This is a genomic window from Ruegeria sp. CF8 (assembly GCF_056537285.1).
This window is the reverse complement of the sequence record NZ_JBQFRG010000001.1, coordinates 191,747-211,686: the sequence shown is the minus strand read 5'-3', so window position 1 is coordinate 211,686 and position 19,940 is coordinate 191,747. Positions and strand designations below refer to the sequence as shown.

Below are 19,940 nucleotides of genomic sequence, written 5' to 3'. Positions count from 1 at the left end.
ATTTTGTCTACAGTAATTTTCTTGACAGTTGGGAAGCTGCTGTAACAAATGCTACCTATGCATCACGAGTCCGAGTCATCATTGCTGCAAACCGTCGAGGCTCCGGCTGCACGCCTGCTCAATGCACGCGGCAGCGCCCATGCGGTTTTGGTGTGCGAACATGCCAGTCGCTTCATCCCCGCCGCATTGCACGGCTTGGGTCTGGATGAGGATGCGGCCCGGTCCCATGCAGCATGGGATATTGGCGCAATGGAGCTTTCGGTTGAGTTGATGGGGGCGCTGGACGCCCCATTGGTCCATTCTCGCGTCAGTCGTCTTGTCTATGACTGTAACCGCCCGCCGGAACGTGAAGACGCTATGCCGCAAATCAGCGAAGTGTTTGCAGTACCCGGCAACATGAACCTAACGATGGCGCAGCGCGCCCAGCGCGCGCGGGATGTGTATGAACCATTCCGACACCTGTTGTCGTCCACCTTGGACGCAAGAAACGAGTCGCCAGTGGTCATTACGATCCACAGCTTCACTCCGATCTACAAGGGACAGAGGCGCACGGTTGAGCTGGGAATATTGCACGACAAAGACGACCGTGCGGCCCGGATCATGTTGCAAGAGGCGCAAGGCAGCGGGCTGAACATCGCGCTGAACGAACCCTACTCGGCCTCTGACGGCGTCACGCATACTTTGCAGGAACACGCGATCAAACGCGGGTTACCTAATGTCATGATCGAGGTGCGCAATAACCTGATCGACACTCCTGCGGGTGTGAACCGTATGGCGGGGCTGCTCACGCCGATCCTGCAATCCGTCATTTCTGCCTTTTCGAACACCGAGGCTACAGCATGACAGAGGCAATATCTCAATGAAATTCATGCGGGGATATGTGGCGATCATTGATCGCGCGAACCGCTGGATCGGGCGTGTGGTCATGTATGGCATATTCGTCATGATGGGTATTCTGCTCTGGTCCTCGATCTCGAAAACGTTCTTTTTGCCGTCTCTGTGGACCCTTGAAATGGCCCAGTTTGCGATGGTGGCCTATTATGTGCTCGGCGGTCCCTATTCCATTCAGATGGGGTCAAACGTTCGTATGGACCTGCTGTATAGCGAATGGTCAAACCGCCGGCGGGCCTGGACCGATGCGATCACGGTCTTCTTCCTGATCGTCTATCTGGGTGTGATGATCTATGGCGGCTTCGACTCGCTGAGTTATTCCCTGCAATATGGCGAACGCAGTCCGACCGCGTGGCGTCCTTACCTGTGGCCAATCAAGGTGATCATGGTTCTTGGGCTGTTTCTGATGTTGCTTCAGGCCATCTCGGAACTCTTCAAAGACATACTGCGCCTCAAGGGCGATGACATCCCGCGTGAGGTGATCTGATGTCATACGAGATGATCGCCATCCTGATGTTTTCAACCATGATGCTGATGCTTCTGACGGGGCAGCGCGTTTTTGGAGCGATTGGCTTTGTCGCTGTCATGGCTGCGCTGTTTCTTTGGGGCGATCGTGGCGGCTACGACATTGGCTTTTCCGCTGCCATGAAGCTGATGAAATGGTACCCGCTGCTGACGCTGCCGATGTTCATCTTCATGGGTTATGTGCTGGCCGAATCCAAAATCGCAGACGACTTGTACAAGATGTTCCACGTTTGGATGGGCGGGCTGAACGGTGGTCTGGCCATTGGCACAATTGGCCTGATGGTTCTGATCTCGGCCATGAACGGTCTAAGCGTTGCAGGCATGGCCATCGGCGCAACGATTGCGCTGCCTGAATTGCTGAAACGTGGGTACGACAAGAAGATGGTGACGGGGGTGATACAAGCCGGATCGTCACTGGGCATCCTTGTACCGCCCTCGGTGGTCTTGGTTCTTTACGCAATGATCGCCCGTCAACCGGTTGGTCAGCTTTGGTTGGCGGGGCTTCTGCCCGGGCTGATGATGGCCGCGATGTTTATCCTTTACATCGTGATCCGCTGCCGGATTAACCCAGCGCTGGGGCCTGCTCTGTCAGCGGAAGAACGTGATGTTCCCATGGCGGAAAAGCTGCGCTTGCTTCGCGCAGGTTTGCTGCCGCTGGGCATTTTTGCCGCGATGATGGTGCCATTTGTGAATGGCTGGACCTCGCTAGTTGAAAGCTCGGCCATCGGCGCTTTGACGGCGTTTGTCGCCGCAGTGTTGAAGGGCCGGATGACACGCGAGGTTTTCGAAACCTCGGTGCGGTCAACACTGGGCATCACCTGCATGTTCATGTGGATCATCCTCGCGGCACTGGCCTTTGGCGCCGTGTTCGATGGGCTGGGCGCGGTGCGCGCGATCGAGAACCTGTTTACTGAACGTCTGGGCCTGAACCCCTGGGTGATCCTGATCTTCATGCAGCTCAGCTTCATCCTGATGGGAACATTTCTTGACGACACCGCCATGCTGGTCATCGTTGCCCCCCTATACGTGCCGCTGGTGGGGGCATTGGGCTTCGACCTGATCTGGTATGGCGTGCTGTACACGATTACGACCCAGATCGCATATATGACACCGCCCTTCGGCTATAACCTGTTCCTGATGCGCGCGATGGCGCCACCGGAGATTTCACTGCGTGACATTTACGGGTCGATCCTGCCCTTCGTGATGGTGATGACCCTTGCACTGGCCATTATCATGACCTTCCCGCAGATCGCGCTGTGGTTGCCGGAGTATGTTTACAACAAATGATCCCGGACCAAACCGGGACATCGCGGGTATCCCCCGCATTGCTGAAACTGACCAACGGAGAGAGAGAATGACAAACAGACGTACATTTCTGAAAGGCGCGGCAGCCGCGCCCGCAGCCGCGCTGGCGACACCTGCACTGGCGCAATCAACGATCAGATGGCGGATGCAGACTTATGCGGGCCCGGCGCTGGCCGAACACGTGATCGATCCGGCCATCAAGATGTTCAACACCATCGCCGGTGATCGGATGCAGATTGAGCTGTTCTATGCGGACCAACTGGTCCCGACAGGCGAACTGTTCCGCGCCATGCAGCGCGGCACGATCGACGCAGTACAGTCGGATGACGACTCGATGGCGTCGCCGACCGAAGTCACCGTGTTCGGCGGTTACTTCCCGTTTGCCTCGCGCTACTCGCTGGACGTACCGGTTCTGTTCAATCAATATGGGCTGAACGAAATCTGGGACGCCGAGTATTCTAAAGTTGGCGTCAAGCACATCTCGGCTGGTGCCTGGGACCCGTGCCATTTCGCGACCAAAGACCCGATCAACAGCCTTGCCGACCTTCAGGGCAAGCGCGTTTTCACCTTCCCGACAGCGGGCCGCTTCCTGTCGCAGTTCGGCGTCGTGCCGGTGACTCTGCCATGGGAAGACATCGAGGTCGCGGTTCAAACGGGCGAGCTGGACGGTATCGCGTGGTCAGGGATCACCGAAGACTACACCGTGGGCTGGGCGGATGTGACCAACTACTTCCTGACCAACAACATCTCGGGCGCATGGGCGGGTTCATTCTTCGCCAATATGGATCGCTGGAACGAGCTGCCGGAAGACCTGCAGACTTTGTTCCGCGTCTGTACCGATCAGTCTCACTATTACCGCCAGTGGTGGTATTGGGGTGGCGAGGCCAGCCTGCGCGTCAACGGTGATAAGTTGCAACTGACATCGATCCCGGATGAAGAATGGGCAACTGTCGAGGCAGCAGCCGTTGCATTCTGGGACGAGATCGCAGCCGAGTCAGAGACGAAGGCGAAGGTTGTTGAAATTTTCAAGCAATACAATGCCGACATGCTCAAGGCTGGACGGCCTTATCGTTACGGTTAACCAGCTGCAAAACCGACCTGCCCCTTTTTAGGGGCAGGTCGATCAGGACGAATGGCCGAAAGCTGAACTCGGCAAAGAAAAAGGTGGCACATGCTCACGTTCGAACATCTGAAGACGCAAGTCTCTGAAGGTACGGTGGATACGGTATTGGTCTGCATGGTCGACATGCAAGGTCGTTTGATGGGCAAGCGCTTTCATGCGGGTCACTTTGTGGCAAGCGCGTGGGAAGAGACGCATTGCTGCAACTACCTGTTGGCCACCGATTTAGAGATGGCCACGCCAGACGGCTACGCGTCGACCAGTTGGGAACGCGGCTATGGCGACTATGTCATGAAGCCCGATCTGACCACCCTGCGCCCGGTTCCGTGGCTTGAGGGCACGGTCATGGTGATGTGCGATGTGCTGGACCACCACACACATGAAGAAGTGCCGCACGCACCGCGTTCGATCCTGAAACGTCAGGTCAATCGCCTGAAGGCCATGGGCTATGACGCGATGTGTGCCACCGAGCTGGAGTTTTTCCTGTTCGAAAAAAGCTTTGACCAGATCCGCAAGGAAGGTTTCCGCGATCTGGAGCCAATCTCGGGCTACAACGAGGATTACCACATTCTTCAAACCACCAAAGAAGAACACGTGATGCGCCCGATCCGCAATCACTTGTGGGACGCGGGCATTCCGGTCGAAAACACGAAGGGTGAGGCCGAGACCGGACAGGAAGAGCTGAACATCAAATACGCACCTGCAATGGACACTGCCGAGTATCATTCGATCGCCAAAAATGCTGTGAAAGAGATCGCCTGGCAACATGGCCATGCCGCGACTTTCCTGCCGAAGTGGCACCATGAAAAAGTGGGCAGTTCCAGCCACGTCCATCAATCGCTTTGGGCAGATGGAACGCCTGCGTTTTATGACGCAGCGGATGAGTTGGGTATGTCCGCTCTGATGAAGAGCTACATGGCAGGTTTGTTGAAATATGCCGCCGACTACACCTATTTTATGGCCCCCTATATCAACAGCTACAAACGCTTCATGAAGGGCACCTTCGCACCAACGCGGATCATCTGGTCAGTGGACAATCGCACCGCCGGTTTCCGGCTGTGCGGGGACGGTACCAAAGCCGTGCGGGTGGAGTGCCGGATCCCGGGGTCGGACATGAACCCTTATCTGGCGATGGCCGGGATGCTGGCTGCCGGGATCGCGGGGATTGAAGAGGGGTTGGAACTGCAACCGCCCACCACGGGCGACGTGTATCAGGGTGATACGGGTATGATCCCAGGCAACCTGCGTGCCGCACGGGATGCGTTGCACAGTTCGGCCATGTTGCGGGCGGCCATGGGAGACGAGGTAGTCGATCACTACACACGCACCGCTGAAGTCGAGATCGAGGAGTTCGAGCGCGTGGTCACCGATTGGGAAGTCGCCCGCGGGTTTGAGCGGGCATAGGGTGCTGGCTGGGGGCTCTGCCCCCAGACCCCCGAGGTATTTTTGGCCAGATGAAGCAGGGATCCTGCTTTCTTTCTATACGGAGTGAAGATGGGGCAGATGTTGAAATGTGTCTCGCCGATTGATGGATCGGTTTTTGCGGAACGAGACGTGTTGTCTCGGGATGCGGCATTTGAGGTTGCGGGTCGGGCACGCGCCGCTCAGGCAAATTGGGCGGCGCGCCCGCTGCAGGAGCGGATTGATCTTGTCATGGCAGGCGTGGCCGCTGTTGGCGCGATGAATGATGAGATCGTGCCAGAACTGGCGCAAATGATGGGCCGCCCGGTGCGTTACGGTGGCGAGTTCGGTGGCTTCAACGAACGTGCCAGCCATATGGCGGAGATTGCAGAAGCATCTCTGGCTGATATCGCGGTGGGCGAGGACGAAACGTTCAAACGTTACATCAAGCGCATTCCGCACGGGGTCGTGTTTGTGGTGGCGCCCTGGAACTATCCCTACATGACAGCGATCAACACCGTCGCCCCTGCACTGATCGCGGGCAATACAGTGATCCTGAAACATGCCACGCAGACCCTGCTGGTCGGTGAGCGGATGGCGCAAGCCTTCCACGCAGCCGGTGTGCCAGAAGATGTGTTCCAGAACGTGTTTCTCAGCCATGACGTCACCAATGACCTGATCGCGGGCAATGCGTTTGACTTCGTGAACTTCACCGGCTCGGTCGGTGGTGGCCAGGCGATGGAGCGCGCGGCGGCTGGTACTTTTACTGGCGTCGGGACCGAGCTGGGCGGCAAGGATCCGGGTTACGTCATGGAGGACGCCGATCTGGATGCCGCTGTCGATACGTTGATTGATGGCGCGATGTTCAATTCCGGCCAATGTTGTTGCGGGATCGAGCGGATTTACGTCCACGAAAGCCTTTACGATGATTTTGTCGCCAAGGCGGTGGAGATCGTTAAAGGTTATAAGCTGGGCAACCCGCTGGACGCTGAGACGACCATCGGTCCCATGGCCAACGTGCGTTTCGCTGAGGAAGTGCGCGCGCAGATTGCCGAAGCGGTTCAGGCAGGCGCGGTTGCGCATGTCGAGACGTTCCCTCAGGACGATGGCGGCGCCTATCTGACCCCGCAAATCCTGACCAATGTCACCCATGACATGCGCGTAATGCGGGATGAGAGCTTTGGGCCGGTTGTGGGCATCATGAAGGTCTCGTCGGATGACGAAGCAATCGCGCTTATGAATGACAGTGAATTTGGCCTGACCGCCAGCCTTTGGACACGCGATGTAGATCGCGCAGCGCGAGTGGGCGACCAGATCGAGACCGGTACGGTGTTCATGAACCGTGCGGATTATCTGGACCCTGGCCTTTGCTGGACCGGATGCAAAAACACAGGTCGCGGCGGTGGCCTTTCGGTTATTGGGTATCACAATCTCACCCGTCCCAAATCCTACCACCTGAAGAAGGTCACGGGCTAAGGGCGAAGGCCTGCTCGGGTCTGACCCCCTCGCCCGAGCAGGTTACAAATTACAAAGGAAACCTGACATGTCACTTGTTGGAAACTGGTCCTATCCGACCGCAATCAAATTCGGCGCAGGGCGTATCAAGGAACTGCCCGAAGCCTGTGCTGCGGCCGGTATGAAAAAGCCTCTGCTGGTCACAGATAAGGGCTTGGCAGATCTGCCGATTACCTCTGCAACGTTGGAGATCATGGAAGCTGCCGGTTTGGGCCGTGGGCTGTTCAGCGACGTAGATCCCAACCCGAACGAGAAGAACCTTGAAGCGGGTGTCGCTGCGTATCACGCGGGCGGCCATGACGGGGTCATCGCCTTTGGCGGGGGGTCAGGTCTGGACCTTGGCAAGATGGTTGCCTTCATGGCAGGCCAGACTCGCCCTGTATGGGATTTTGAAGATATCGGCGACTGGTGGACCCGCGCGGACGCGGACGTGATCGCACCGATCATTGCGGTTCCAACCACCGCCGGGACAGGATCAGAAGTGGGGCGTGCCAGCGTCATCACCAATTCCGAAACCCACGCCAAGAAAATCATCTTCCATCCCAAAGTGCTTCCGGCCGTGGTGATCTGCGACCCCGAACTTACCGTTGGGATGCCCAAATTCATCACAGCAGGCACCGGTCTGGATGCATTCGCGCACTGCGTTGAAGCCTTCTCCAGCCCGCATTATCATCCGATGAGTCAGGGCATTGCTTTGGAAGGGATGCGCCTGGTGAAAGAATTCTTGCCGCGCGCCTATGCCGACGGCACCGATATCGAAGCCCGCGCCCAGATGATGAGCGCAGCAGCCATGGGCGCGACGGCCTTTCAGAAAGGTCTGGGTGCCATCCACGCGATGAGCCACCCGATCGGTGCAGTGTTCAACACTCATCACGGCACGACCAACGCGGTGTGTATGCCAGCTGTGTTGGAGTTCAACGCCCCTGCCATCGCCGACAGGTTCCAGCAGGCCGCGGCCTATTTGGGCATTGACGGCGGCTTTGACGGCTTCCGTAGCTTTGTGCAGGAATTCAACGACAGCCTCGGCATCCCGCGCACCCTTTCTGATCTGGGCGTCACCGAAGCGTCGATCCCAGAGCTGGTGGAAGGCGCGATCATTGACCCCTCTTGCGGGGGCAACCCGATTGAGTTGACAAAAGAAAATCTGACGCAGCTTTTCAGAACAGCGCTTTAAAGTCAAAGGGCCCGACAAAACCTGCCGGGCCCTTCGCAATTTGGTTGCCGAACCCGGATCAATGACCGGTCAGAACCAGAGTATTCACCGGCATCAGGATCAGACGCAAACGCAGACCGGCCGCGTGGACGACACCGATCGTGTCCACCACATGCAGGAATGCTGCCTCCCAAAAACCGAGATCCTCATGTTCCAACCGCTCATGGTTGTCGGTGTAAACATTGGCCAGACAATTGCTGCCCGGAGGGATGTCATCGGCCATACCTTTATAAAGCGGTTCCATATACACCAGAATCGAGCCGGGATTGTTGTTGGCCTGCACATCCCTGAGTTCGTCCGAGGGACGGATCTGGCCGGAAGGAATGACATCCTGCACTTCGACCACGACCGTAGGGATAACTGTGAAAGGCTTGGTCATGCAGCCCAATTCACCGATCATGCCGGGCTTGATCACCTGAGCAGACAGCTGGTTGAATGCAGCCTGGAAACGGTCATGCCCGGTATGGGACGGCACAAGAATACCAGCGGGGCGCAGCAACGGGCTGACATAGTCGCCGACTTGCAAGCTAAACTGTTCCACCCGTCCGGTCACACCGGCAAGTATCACTGTTTTGTCCAGTTCGGTCTGTGCGGCGTCCAGTTGCGCAATGGCACTGGCCAGTTGCGCCGGGATCAGCTCTTCGATTTGCTGTTCGACCGCTGCGCGTTTGGCTGCTGCGGCAACAACTTGTGCCTCACGCTCGGCGACAAGGTTTTCCAGGCGCTCGATCTCAGCCAGACGTACCGCACTTGACCCTTCGTCCCGCAAGGTTGTGTTGCGCTCCAAATCTTCGAGCGCCTGCGCCAGAGCAGCCTTTGCGCCGGCAATACCTGCGTCAGCCTCGGCCAGGTCGGTTTCTGCAACTTTAAGCGAGGCTTGAACCTGCGCAATCTGTGCATTTGCCGCCTGAACCTGCGCTGTCTGGCTGAAATCCTCGATCCGGAAAATCGGCTGGCCAGCCGTTACAAGTTCGTTGTTCTTAACGAATACTTCTGACACACGACCGCCCAGTTGCGGCAGGATCGTCACGGTACGGAAATAGGATGCGGCGGTTTTGCTGGCCGGGTGAAAATAGAACAACGTGGTGATCACGGTCAGCGCCAGAATCGCACATGTCGTCAGGCCCCAACGCAGTTCGTACCACATGGTAAACAACGTGATCTCGTGACCGATACGTTTGCCCTGAACAAACCGACGGAACAGATAGTCGGGCAGAACCGTAATCAAGGCGCAGAGCATGGTCTCGATCATTTGCTGTGCTCCTGCGCTTCGCCCGCCTCTGATACGGGTGGCGTTGGTTCTGTCACCTCGGGCACCGGTTCGGGCGCTGGGACCCGAGCAAGCGAACGAATGGCGTCAGCAATGTTTCGGAGCGGCGTGGCAAAATCCGGAAATTGGAACCCTGCGACCAGTATGGCGGCAACCCAGAAAAGTCCATTATGTGTAAACAATGCAAGCAGCGCCAGAATACCCACCAACTGGAATTGTGGGTGATTGTTTTCGTGGGCCATTTTCTCGGGAACGGAATGAAGCGTCAGATAACCAACACCGATCAGCACCACCAGAACGACAAAGAAAACAACCATTGCTGAGAATAGGTAGTCGCTTCCGTCAGCTGCGACGACGTATCGGGGAATATGCCCTGTCGCCATTGGATGAAGGTCCGCAGCAGTCACATTACCCTCCTGTTTATTTTGATACGTCTTTGACCGGGTTGAAGCACAAATTCAAGGCTGCTTATAGTCCGGAAAGCAAAACGCAAAACAAACCAGAGGCGCGCGGGCAAATGTGTCTCCACAGAAAACCGGCCTGTCTCTGATCTGTAGGGTTAGCAAGAAATGATTGATTTCCTGATCATCGGAGGCGGTATCGCCGGGCTCAGCGCGGGCGCACGTCTGTCGACGCACGGAAAAGTGATGGTGCTCGAAGCAGAAGACGCCTTGGGCTATCACGCATCCGGGCGGTCTGCGGCGTTGTTTGAGGAAAGCTATGGACCCCCTTCAGTGGTCGCCCTCAATAAGGCTGGTGCTGCCTTTCTGCACACACAGAACGGTGGCTATCTGACTCCACGGGGTCTGATGCTGGTCGGCGCGCAAGACCAATCTCAGCTGTTCGATGCCGATTGCAATGACCTAAACATGACTCGGATCCCGGTAGATGATGCCATGGAACGTGTTCCGATCCTGAACCCCGAGCATGTCGGTTTTGCAGCGGTCAGCGAGGCCGCTTTTGACATCGACACAGATCGTTTATTGCAGGATTTTGCCCGGACCATCCGGCAAAACGGCGGGACGGTTTCAACCAAACTCAAAGTCACGGCCATCCGCAAAGACACACATTGGATCGTCACCGCCGGTCAGAGTTTTGAGGCACGCAATCTGATTAATGCCGCAGGGGCCTGGGCCGACGAAATCGCCGAACTTGCGAACCTTCCTCCTATCGGTATCACGCCACGCCGCCGGTCTATGGCCCGACTGCCCGCCCCCGGAGGCCATGATGTGTCGCGCTGGCCCATGATGCTTGGCGTGGGTGAAACGTGGTACGCCAAACCCGATGCCGGAAAACTGTTGGTTTCACCATCCGAAGCAGACCCTGTTCCGCCTCAGGATGCCTATGCTGATGACATGGTGCTGGCAGAAGGGTTGGCACGCTACGAAGCCCTGATGACCGAAGCAGTCAAACGTGTCGAAACAAGTTGGGCCGGCCTACGCAGTTTTGCACCTGACGGGACTTTGGTGCTCGGACGCGACCCTTACGACCCAACTTTCATCTGGAGCGCGGGCCAAGGCGGTTACGGTTTCCAAACGGCACCGGCCGCCTCTCAGTTGCTTTGCGATTTGGTGGTCGGAAGCCCCCCTGCCCTTGATGCCGAGAATGTTGCCATGTTGACCCCGGAAAGGTTGAAGCGATGACCAAACGCAAGATTCCCCCCTCTGCCAGTGTCGCAAAAACAGCCGAGGACGGTAAAATGGTGGCCCCTGCGGCATCGCGAAACTCTGACGTCTTATGCGCATTGCTGCGCGACTGGGCTCCGTCACAAGGGCAGGCGCTGGAGATTGCCAGTGGGACCGGTCAGCATATTACGGCTTTTGCGGCACTGTTGCCCGGTCTGGAGTGGCAGCCTACGGAAATCGACACAGATCGGCGGGCCAGTATCGACGCCTACGCGCGCGATTTTCCGAATGTCGCCTTGGCCGAAGAACTGGATGCGACCGCCGCAGGCTGGCATGCTCGGTTTCCCGGACAAAACATGATCGTTTTGATCAACCTGATACACTTGATCAGTTGGCAGGAAACACGAACCATTTTCGCAGAGGTAGCAAAGGCACTCGCGCCATCTGGGCGGTTTGTTCTTTATGGGCCGTTTAAGCGGTCAGGACTGCTCACCAGTGACGGAGACAAGAGATTTCACCAAGCTCTGACGGAACAAGATCCGGACATTGGGTACAAAAATGACACCGACATACTTGCGTTGTTTGAGGAATTTGGTCTCAACGTGCTGAGCACCGTCGATATGCCTGCCAACAACCTTGCATTTATCTCATCGCGACCAGCGGACTGATCGAGATCAAAGTCAGAGCCCTGTTATTTGCATCATATTCAACTTGTGCAATATGAAAAGAGGCTGCAATGGTCTGGCAAGAAAAACTCTCGGAAACTCGCAAGAGCCTCCGTAATCTCAACGGGTCAATCCCAGAAACCACGCGCGCGTTCGGAGCGCTTGGGAAGGTTGTGAAGGAGGGCGGAACACTTGACTACAAGACAAAGGAATTCATCGCTTTGGGTATGTCGGTAACGCTCCGATGCGAGTCCTGTATCTCCCTACACACAGAAGCCTTAATCAAAGCAGGCGCGACAAGAGATGAAGTGTCGGACGTGTTGGCAATGTCCATTCAGATGGGTGGCGGGCCAGCCATGATGTATGCCGCCAAAGCGCTGGAGTGTTTCGACGAACTATCCGCGTGACGAAAAGTTAAAGGCCCCGGAGTTGTCCGGGGCCTATTTTTGATCAACCGTCTTTGCGGATAACCTCGTTCTTCGGGTCGTAAGGGCTGTCGCAGGTGACGACCGCATCCCACAGCTTATCCTGCATCTTGACCTTCAGCTTGGTACCTTCGACCGCCAGTTCGGGCGTGACATAGCCCATGCCGATGGATTTCTCGAAGGCCACCGAATAGCCACCCGAGGTCAGACGACCCACGCGCTCACCCTCCAAGGTGTAAAGCGCTTCACGGCCCCAAGGGTCGGCATCGTCCGGACCGTCGATCAGCAGGGTACAGCACTTCACGCGCACACCGGTCTCTTCCAGCTTGGCCTTGCCGTGGAACTCCTTGGACAGATCGACAAAGCGCGGCAGGTCAGCTTCCAGTGGGGTTGCGTCGCGGCCCAGTTCGGTGCCGAAGGCGCGATAGGATTTCTCCTGACGCAGCCAGTTCTGGGCGCGTGCTCCGACCAGTTTCATACCGTGTTTTTCACCCGCTTTTTCCAGCAGGTCGAACAGGTAGTTCTGCATTTCTATCGGGTGATGCAGTTCCCAGCCCAGCTCGCCAGTATAGGCCACGCGGATCGCGTTGACCGGGCACATTCCCAGCTCGATCTGACGGGCCGACAGCCACGGGAAGCGCTTGTTGGACAGCGCGGTTTCCGGATCGGCGTCTTTGATGACCTCTTTCAGCACATCACGCGACTTGGGTCCAGCGATGGCGAAGACGCCCCACTGTGTGGTCACGTCCTGGATTTCGATGTAACCGAACTCCTCCATCTTGTCCTCGGCCGCCTTGCGCAGATAGTCGGCGTCGTATTCGGTCCAGGCACCGGCGGACACGATGTAATAGTTGTTCTCGCCATTGCGGACGATGGTGTACTCGGTGCGGGTGGTGCCGTGCGACGTCAACGCGTAGGTCAGGTTGATACGACCGACCTTGGGCAGCTTGTTGCAGGTGAACCAATCCAGGAACTGGGTTGCACCGGGGCCTTTGACAACGTGCTTGGTAAAGGCTGACGCGTCGATCAGGCCAACGCCTTCACGGATCGCTTTTGCTTCTTCAACGGCGTACTGCCACCAGCCACCACGACGGAACGACCGGCTTTCCTTGTCGAAGTTGTCAGGTGCATCGACGGGGCCGAAATAGTTCGGGCGTTCCCAGCCGTTGACCCAGCCAAACTGAGCGCCACGGGCTTTCTGCCGGTCATATGCCGGAACGGTGCGCAGTGGACGGCAGGCTTCACGCTCTTCATCCGGGTGGTGCAGGATGTAGACGTGCTCATAGCACTCTTCGTTCTTGCGGGCCGCGAACTCGGTGGTCATCCAGTTGCTGCTGTAGCGTTTGGGGTCCAGCGAGGCCATGTCGATCTCGGCTTCGCCATCGACCATCATCTGCGCCAGATAGTAGCCGGTGCCGCCCGCGGCGGTGATGCCAAAGCTGAAGCCTTCGGCCAGCCACATGTTGCGCAGGCCCGGAGCTGGGCCAACCAGCGGGTTGCCGTCTGGAGTGTAACAGATCGGACCGTTGAAATCGTCTTTCAGACCAGAGTCGGCGCAGGACGGCACGCGTTCTGCCATCGCCATGTACTGGTCCGCGATACGATCGATGTCCAATGGGAACAGGTCGGCACGGAAGCTGTCTGGCACACCGTATTCGAACCGCGCAGGCGCGCCGTGTTCGTAGATACCCAGAATCCAGCCGCCACGCTCTTCGCGCGCGTAGGATTCGTTGTCTGCATCGCGCACAACGGGGTGCTCGGGGTTGCCGGCTTCACGCCATTTGACCAGCTCTGGGTCTTTGTCCATGACGATAAAGGTGTGCTCGACCGGAATTGCAGGCATCTTGATGCCCAGCATCTTGGCCGTGCGCTGCGCGTGGTTTCCCGATGCGGTCACAACGTGTTCGGCGGTGATGACAACCTGCTCATCAGAAGGGACAAGGTTGCCACCCTGTTCGATCATCTTGGTGCAGGTGACTTCCCAATGCGTGCCGTTCCAGTGGAAGGCATCAGCTTGCATCTTGCGGACGATATCCACGCCACGCTGACGCGCGCCTTTGGCCATGGCCTGGGTGACGTCTGCGGGGTTAATATAGCCGTCCTCGGTGTGATAGATCGCACCTTTCAGATCGCCGGTTTCGATCAGCGGCCAGCGCTCTTTGATCTGATCCGGGGTCAGCCATTCGTATTTGACGTCACATGTCTCGGCCGTGGAGGCATAGAGCATGTATTCGTCCATGCGATCCTGCGTCTGCGCCATGCGCAGGTTGCCGACCACCGCGAAGCCCGCGTTCAGACCAGTTTCCTCTTCCAGCGTCTTGTAGAAGTCGACCGAGTATTTGTGGATATGGGTGGTTGCGTAAGACATGTTGAACAGCGGCAAAAGGCCAGCTGCGTGCCAGGTCGAGCCAGAGGTCAACTCGTCCCGTTCGATCAGCATCACGTCATCCCAGCCCGCTTTAGCCAGGTGATAGGCAATCGAGGTTCCGATGGCGCCACCGCCAACGACCAGTGCTTTGACTTGGGTTTTCATAACCGGGCGTCTCCCCTTGAATTCAGCTGACACCATATGGCGCAGTTAAGGGGCGGCGCGCGACATTCATCCGACCAGTGATAGGAAAAAAACGACCCGAACACCAAATGCAGGTCGCAGATTGATCATTCAGCGGTTCACTTCAGCCACTGGAACTGCAACGCTTACTGGTTCCGACCGTGGTACAAACCAGTTTGCCGCCCTCGTCCGAAGGTTTCAGCGATGCTGGTTCCTGTGGTTGGGATGTCTGTGCCTCTGCCTCGGCATGGTTGTCAGTGAAGCCGACACGCGAAGATACCGAAGCCATATAGCCTTTGATGCTTATGCCGTTCTCCGATGCCTTCGCCTGCTGGTAAAAATCCAGCCCGGCAACAGCCAATCCACAGACCGCAACAAAGCCTGCCAGATATTTTGCACTCATGTCGACCACCTGTCTGTCTTTGCACCTTTCAGACCAAAACATGTGGACGATTTAAGGGCACAAAACGGACCAGATCGCGAAACCACTAGGGCCGATCAGACAGAATTTTGCCGGGGTTCATGATGTCGAGGGGATCCAGCGCGGCCTTGATTGCCGCCATGTACTGCGTAGCTGCTCCAAGCTCTTTCTCAAGGTAAGGTCGCTTGCCCTGCCCTATCCCATGTTCCCCGGTGCATGTGCCCTCCATCGAGATCGCAAGCTCGTTGAGCCAGCCCACAAAGGCGTCAGCTTTGGCGAGTTCATCGGCGTTTTCCATGTCGATCAGCAGCAGAGTATGGAAATTGCCATCCCCCACATGCCCTACGATGGGCGCCAGAAGGTCAAGGTCGGCGGCTTTCCTTTGGGCTTGCGTCACACATTCGGCCAAACGTGAGATCGGCACACAGACGTCCGTTGAAATGCCACGTGCGCCGGGGCGCAGTTGCAGACACGCCCAATACATATCATGGCGCGCCTGCCACAGCTTGTTCCGTTCCTCGGTGGTCGTGGTCGCGGCAAAATCGGTACCGCCGAATTCTTCTGCGATCTGGCCAAAGGTTTCAGCCTGTTCAAGCGCGCCGCTTTCCGAGCCATGAAATTCCAACAGCAATAAGGGCGTTTCCGGCAGGCTTAGCCCGGAATAGGCGTTGGCGGCTTGCACCGACATTTCGTCCAATAACTCGATCCGGGCGACTGGAATACCGTACTGAATCGTCATCATCACCGCGCGGCAGGCCGCGTCTACCGTGGGAAACGAGCATCGGGCAGAACTGATCGCTTCGGGGATTCCATGCAGCCGCAGGGTCAGTTCAGTGATGATCCCAAGCGTGCCTTCAGCCCCGATCAAAAGACGGGCCAGATCGTACCCGGCCGAGGATTTCTTAGCCCTTTGCCCTGTGCGGATGATCTGGCCATCCGGCATGACTGCCTCGAGGCTGAGAACGTTGTCTTTCATCGTCCCGTATCGCACCGCATTGGTACCCGAGGCGCGAGTGGCGGCCATACCACCCAGCGACGCATTGGCCCCGGGGTCAATCGGAAAGAACAGACCCTGATCGCGTAAATGCGTATTCAGCGCCTCGCGGGTCACGCCGGGTTGTATTACGCAGTCCAGATCTTCGGCATGAACCGCCAGCACCTTGTCCATTTGCGTAAGATCGACCGAGACGCCGCCAGCCGGCGCGTTCACATGCCCCTCAAGCGACGTTCCAGTGCCGAAGGGGATAACCGGTACTCGGTGCGCCGCGCAGGTTTTAACAATGTCTGAAACCTCTTGCGTTGTGTGTGGGAAGACCACGGCATCCGGACTTTGATTTTCGATCCATGTCGTGGTGTGGCCGTGCTGTTCCCGGATCGCGGCGCTTGTTTGCAGTCTGTCGCCGAACCGTTGTTTGAGAATGCTGATCGCGGTTTCTATGCCAGATTCATTTCTAGGCAACACCTCAGCTTGTACCATCGTCATCCTCCCCTGCCCAAAAACACTGCGGGCCTTTCAGCCAATGACTAAAAGGCCCGCAAAGTTTGGGCAATCCCCACTTATACCAAGGGCCTACTCGCCCAGCGCAATCCCTTCACGGCGCGGATCTGCTCCACCGCTCAGCACGTCACCGATTTCAATGGCGTGCAGGCCCGATGTCAGGTCGCGTGGATTGACCTCAAAACCCTGCAAAACCAAAGCGTCCGTAAACCCTTCGGCAGCAGTAGCTGCCTCGACATCGTAAGTTCCGAAGCGGTTGACCAAATGCGGCAAGGACACCGCCTGCTGTACATCCATTCCCCAATCGGCCCAAGCAATGATCGATTTCGCGACATAGCCGATGATGCGGCTGCCACCCGGCGACCCGATGGCCAGAACCGGAGCGTCGTCCTGCATCACGATGGTCGGGCTCATGGACGAACGCGGGCGTTTCCCGGGTTCTATCCGGTTGGCAATCGGCACGCCGTTGCTATGGGTTTTGAACGAGAAATCCGTCAACTCGTTGTTCAAAAGAAACCCGTTCGTCATCAGGCGTGAACCAAAGCCGTTTTCGATGGTCGTCGTCATCGACAGCACGTTGCCATAGCTGTCCACGATCGAGATATGCGAGGTCGAAGGCAACTCGAGCGACACATCATCCGCCCAGTTCAGCGCATGGTCGAATTCGGGTTGCCCCGGCGCGATTTCGGCCAACGCACCTTCGGCATCCAACAAAGCCGCGCGCTGCGCAAGATAGTCCGGATCAACCAATCCCTTTGTCGGCATGGGTACAAAATCACTGTCGGCCATGTAACGACCCCGATCCGCAAAAGCGAGGCGAGAGGCGTCTCCGATCAGCCGCCAGGCTTCCGCGCTTTCGGGGCCCATCGCTGCCAGATCATAGCTGTTCAGCATCCCCAGAATCTGCCCCACGGTCAGCGCGCCAGATGATGGCGGCCCCATTCCGCAGACTTCATAAGCGCGGTATGCAGCACAAACCGGTTCGCGTTCGATCACCTGATACAGCGCAAGATCAATGCCGGATAGAACCCCGGGATTGCCCGGAGCGTTCCTTACAGCGCGGACAATATCCGCAGCAATCTCACCGCCGTAAAACCCTGCGGCCCCATCACTGGCCAATACACGCAAGGTATCCGCATAGGCCGGGTTCATCAGGCGCTGCCCTTGCTGCAAAGGCTCTCCGCCCGGCAGAAAGTAAGCGGCCGTTTCGGGAAAGTGCGACAGGCGCTCGGCGTCGTTTTCAACAAGGCTGGCCAAGCGCGGCGAGACCAGGAAACCTTCATCCGCCAACCGGATGCCATCGGTGAACAGACCAGGCCAAGAGGAACGCCCCCAACGGCGGTGCGCCTCTTCCAGCAAGGCGGGCGTGCCCGGAGTTCCCACCGACAGCCCTCCGACAACTGCATCGAAGAACTTTAGCGGTTCACCGTTTTCGTCCTGAAACAGCGTTGGTGTGGCCGCCTGTGGTGCCGTTTCGCGCCCGTCCAGCGTTGTCATCTGCCCTGTCGCTGCGTCATGCCAAACCAGGAACGCCCCCCCGCCCAAACCCGAGGATTGCGGCTCGACCAGACCCAGCACGACCTGCACGGCGACCATCGCATCCGCGGCAGATCCGCCTGCGCGCAGTACTTTGGCCCCGGCTTCAACGGCCAGTGGGTTGGCGGCGGCCACCATCCAGTTTTCGGATATGACCGGAACACCGCCCAGCTTCGCCTCAAGTGCAGCGATGACCTCTTCAGTCAGGGCCTGCACCTGCCCTTCCGTGGCGGTTTCTGGCGCCACGGCATCAGCCGCCTCCTGAGCCAGGACCGGCGTAGAAAACGCAAATGCCGAAAGTAACAAAGCGGAAACACATCTCATCTGATCAAATCCTCCAATACTTCGTTTTATTTCAAGCCTGTAAGCAACTACCGCGCTCTGCAATGGTTTGCCGTACAGGCGTGAGTTAACAGTAAGGGTTCGCCACGTCATCTACGGTGCAGCGTCATCCCGATACTGGTCAAACCGCTTCATTCCAGTGAAGTCGGGCAACCAGTTTTCGCGCCGCGAGGCCCAGCACTCATAGGTCGGCGTCAATTGGTTGGGCACGTCTAGACATCCCAAATGCACCTCGACCTCAGAACCGCTGCGCGCAAAGACCGGAGAACCACAGGTTGGGCAAAAGAACCGATCTTCATATCCTTGTAACGGGCCGGAAATCTTGACCGCATCGCTGGGGAATATTGCTGCGGCATAGAACAGAGCCCCATGATGCTTGCGACAGTCCAGGCAATGACAAATCCCAACCCTTAGAGGACGGCCCAAAGCCTTGATGCGCAAACGTCCGCAGCGGCACCCCCCTTCAAACCGGTCCATGAAGGCTCCTTTCCGGTGGCTTAGAGCATAGAGGGCACAACCTGATCTGGCGGACGGTGGCCATCTTCGAAGGTCTTGATATTGATGATAACCTTCTCACCCATTTCGATCCGCCCTTCCAGCGTAGCCGATCCCATATGCGGCAAGAGCACAACGTTGGGCAGCTGTCGCAGTCGCGGATTCACATCAGTACCCTGTTCGTAAACGTCCAGTCCCGCCCCCGCGATTTCCCCAGCCCGGATCATCCGGGTCAATGCGTTTTCATCCACAACTTCTCCGCGCGAGGTGTTCACGATCACTGCCGATGGTTTCATCAGCTTCAGTCGACGTGCGTTCATCAGATGGAATGTTGAAGGCGTTGATGGGCAATTGACCGAGATCACATCCATTCGTGCGACCATCTGGTCTAGGCTTTCCCAATAGGTTGCCTCCAGTTCCTGCTCGGTCTCGGGACGCAGTCGGCGGCGGTTGTGATAATGAACCTGCATTCCGAACGCGCTTGCCCGCCGCGCTACAGCCTGCCCGATCCGGCCCATGCCTAGAATACCCAAACGCCGACCACCAATACGACCACCTAGAAAGGCGGTTGGGGCCCAGCCGGTCCAGTCACCCTGCTGCATCACGCCCAACCCTTCGGGAATGCGGCGCGTGACGGCAAGGATCAGGGCCATCGTCATGTCGGCTGTGTCATCAGTCAGCACGCCGGGCGTGTTCGAAACCAGAATGCCGCGCTGTCGGGCTGTGGACACATCAATATTGTCGACACCAGCCCCATAATTTGCAATCAGCTTAAGGTTTTCACCGGCCTGTCCCAACAGTCCGCCATCAATTGTATCGGTCACCGTAGGCACCAGCACATCGGCTTCCTGAACTGCGGCGACAAGCTCCTCGCGCGTCATCGGCGTGTCGTCATCGCGCAGGCGCACGTCAAACAACTCGCTCAACCGGGTTTCCACCGCTTCGGGCAACCGTCGCGTAACGACAACACTCAGACGTTCTCTTGGCACCTTGGCCCTCCCACTGCTTTGCAAACAGACGCGCGCCATGGCATCGTGGCGCAGGATAAGGCGGGGCACAAGAACCCCAATGGCATTGAGTCGACCTTTTTTCGAAACCGGATCAACAGGCATAAGAGCGGGCAGTCAGTGAGTGGTATTCGA

General features: G+C 57.5%; 18 protein-coding genes. 10 read left to right on the top strand and 8 right to left on the bottom strand.

The genetic code is table 11. The features are described 5' to 3' along the window. Window positions 1–57 precede the first annotated feature (57 nt). The 7 genes from ACR0EV_RS01010 to ACR0EV_RS00980 all read left to right on the top strand — a co-directional run bounded on the left by ACR0EV_RS01010 (window position 58) and on the right by ACR0EV_RS00980 (window position 7,931). Complete coding sequence (locus ACR0EV_RS01010; protein ID WP_480798398.1) at window positions 58–843, top strand: N-formylglutamate amidohydrolase; 786 nt, start codon at window positions 58–60, stop codon at window positions 841–843. Between the two features lie 16 nt (window positions 844–859). Then, window positions 860–1,378, top strand: coding sequence for a TRAP transporter small permease subunit (locus ACR0EV_RS01005; RefSeq protein WP_480798397.1), 519 nt, complete (start codon window positions 860–862; stop codon window positions 1,376–1,378). Beyond that, entirely contained in the window at window positions 1,378–2,703 is a 1,326-nt protein-coding gene (locus ACR0EV_RS01000) for a TRAP transporter large permease (protein WP_475196909.1), read from the top strand. Before ACR0EV_RS01005 ends, ACR0EV_RS01000 begins: the two co-directional genes overlap by 1 nt. Window positions 2,704–2,770: 67 nt before the next feature. Further along, window positions 2,771–3,802, top strand: coding sequence for a TRAP transporter substrate-binding protein (locus tag ACR0EV_RS00995; RefSeq protein WP_480798396.1), 1,032 nt, complete (start codon window positions 2,771–2,773; stop codon window positions 3,800–3,802). Between the two features lie 90 nt (window positions 3,803–3,892). Next, window positions 3,893–5,245, top strand: coding sequence for a glutamine synthetase family protein (locus ACR0EV_RS00990; RefSeq protein ID WP_480798395.1), 1,353 nt, complete (start codon window positions 3,893–3,895; stop codon window positions 5,243–5,245). Window positions 5,246–5,335: 90 nt separating this feature from the next. Continuing rightward, window positions 5,336–6,718, top strand: coding sequence for an aldehyde dehydrogenase family protein (locus ACR0EV_RS00985; protein WP_480798394.1), 1,383 nt, complete (start codon window positions 5,336–5,338; stop codon window positions 6,716–6,718). 67 nt (window positions 6,719–6,785) lie between these two features. Continuing rightward, window positions 6,786–7,931, top strand: coding sequence for an iron-containing alcohol dehydrogenase (locus ACR0EV_RS00980; protein ID WP_480798393.1), 1,146 nt, complete (start codon window positions 6,786–6,788; stop codon window positions 7,929–7,931). Between the two features lie 58 nt (window positions 7,932–7,989). Here ACR0EV_RS00980 and ACR0EV_RS00975 read toward each other — a convergent pair whose 3' ends face one another. Next, window positions 7,990–9,222: an HlyD family secretion protein gene (locus ACR0EV_RS00975; RefSeq protein WP_480798392.1), complete on the bottom strand. Its 1,233-nt coding sequence runs from the start codon at window positions 9,220–9,222 to the stop codon at window positions 7,990–7,992. Further along, on the bottom strand, window positions 9,219–9,647 hold the full coding sequence (locus ACR0EV_RS00970) for a hypothetical protein (RefSeq protein ID WP_480798391.1): 429 nt from the start codon (window positions 9,645–9,647) through the stop codon (window positions 9,219–9,221). Before ACR0EV_RS00970 ends, ACR0EV_RS00975 begins: the two co-directional genes overlap by 4 nt. A 162-nt stretch (window positions 9,648–9,809) precedes the next feature. Here ACR0EV_RS00970 and ACR0EV_RS00965 point away from each other — a divergent pair, with 162 nt between their 5' ends. The 3 genes from ACR0EV_RS00965 to ACR0EV_RS00955 all read left to right on the top strand — a co-directional run bounded on the left by ACR0EV_RS00965 (window position 9,810) and on the right by ACR0EV_RS00955 (window position 11,937). Then, on the top strand, window positions 9,810–10,883 hold the full coding sequence (locus ACR0EV_RS00965) for an NAD(P)/FAD-dependent oxidoreductase (protein ID WP_480798390.1): 1,074 nt from the start codon (window positions 9,810–9,812) through the stop codon (window positions 10,881–10,883). Further along, the gene (locus tag ACR0EV_RS00960) at window positions 10,880–11,533 is read left to right on the top strand and encodes a DUF938 domain-containing protein (RefSeq protein WP_480798389.1); all 654 of its coding nucleotides are present in this window, start codon (window positions 10,880–10,882) and stop codon (window positions 11,531–11,533) included. Before ACR0EV_RS00965 ends, ACR0EV_RS00960 begins: the two co-directional genes overlap by 4 nt. Before the next feature lie 68 nt (window positions 11,534–11,601). Continuing rightward, the gene (locus ACR0EV_RS00955) at window positions 11,602–11,937 is read left to right on the top strand and encodes a carboxymuconolactone decarboxylase family protein (protein ID WP_480798388.1); all 336 of its coding nucleotides are present in this window, start codon (window positions 11,602–11,604) and stop codon (window positions 11,935–11,937) included. A gap of 43 nt (window positions 11,938–11,980) precedes the next feature. Here ACR0EV_RS00955 and ACR0EV_RS00950 read toward each other — a convergent pair whose 3' ends face one another. From ACR0EV_RS00950 to ACR0EV_RS00925, 6 genes are all read right to left on the bottom strand, one after another. After that, window positions 11,981–14,488, bottom strand: a complete 2,508-nt coding sequence (locus ACR0EV_RS00950; RefSeq protein WP_480798387.1) for a GcvT family protein — start codon at window positions 14,486–14,488, stop codon at window positions 11,981–11,983. 142 nt (window positions 14,489–14,630) lie between these two features. Further along, on the bottom strand, window positions 14,631–14,909 hold the full coding sequence (locus ACR0EV_RS00945; RefSeq protein WP_480798386.1) for a hypothetical protein: 279 nt from the start codon (window positions 14,907–14,909) through the stop codon (window positions 14,631–14,633). Window positions 14,910–14,994: 85 nt separating this feature from the next. Continuing rightward, the gene (locus ACR0EV_RS00940) at window positions 14,995–16,404 is read right to left on the bottom strand and encodes an FAD-binding oxidoreductase (protein WP_480798385.1); all 1,410 of its coding nucleotides are present in this window, start codon (window positions 16,402–16,404) and stop codon (window positions 14,995–14,997) included. A gap of 93 nt (window positions 16,405–16,497) precedes the next feature. Further along, complete coding sequence (gene ggt, locus ACR0EV_RS00935) at window positions 16,498–18,285, bottom strand: gamma-glutamyltransferase (RefSeq protein WP_480798384.1); 1,788 nt, start codon at window positions 18,283–18,285, stop codon at window positions 16,498–16,500. A 111-nt stretch (window positions 18,286–18,396) separates the two neighbouring features. Further along, a complete protein-coding gene (locus tag ACR0EV_RS00930; RefSeq protein WP_480798383.1) occupies window positions 18,397–18,780 on the bottom strand; it encodes a GFA family protein in 384 nt (127 codons plus the stop codon). A gap of 20 nt (window positions 18,781–18,800) precedes the next feature. After that, window positions 18,801–19,787 carry a 2-hydroxyacid dehydrogenase gene (locus tag ACR0EV_RS00925; RefSeq protein ID WP_480798382.1) on the bottom strand — a complete coding sequence of 329 codons (987 nt, stop codon included), beginning with the start codon at window positions 19,785–19,787 and terminating at the stop codon, window positions 18,801–18,803. Between the last annotated feature and the right edge of the window lie 153 nt (window positions 19,788–19,940).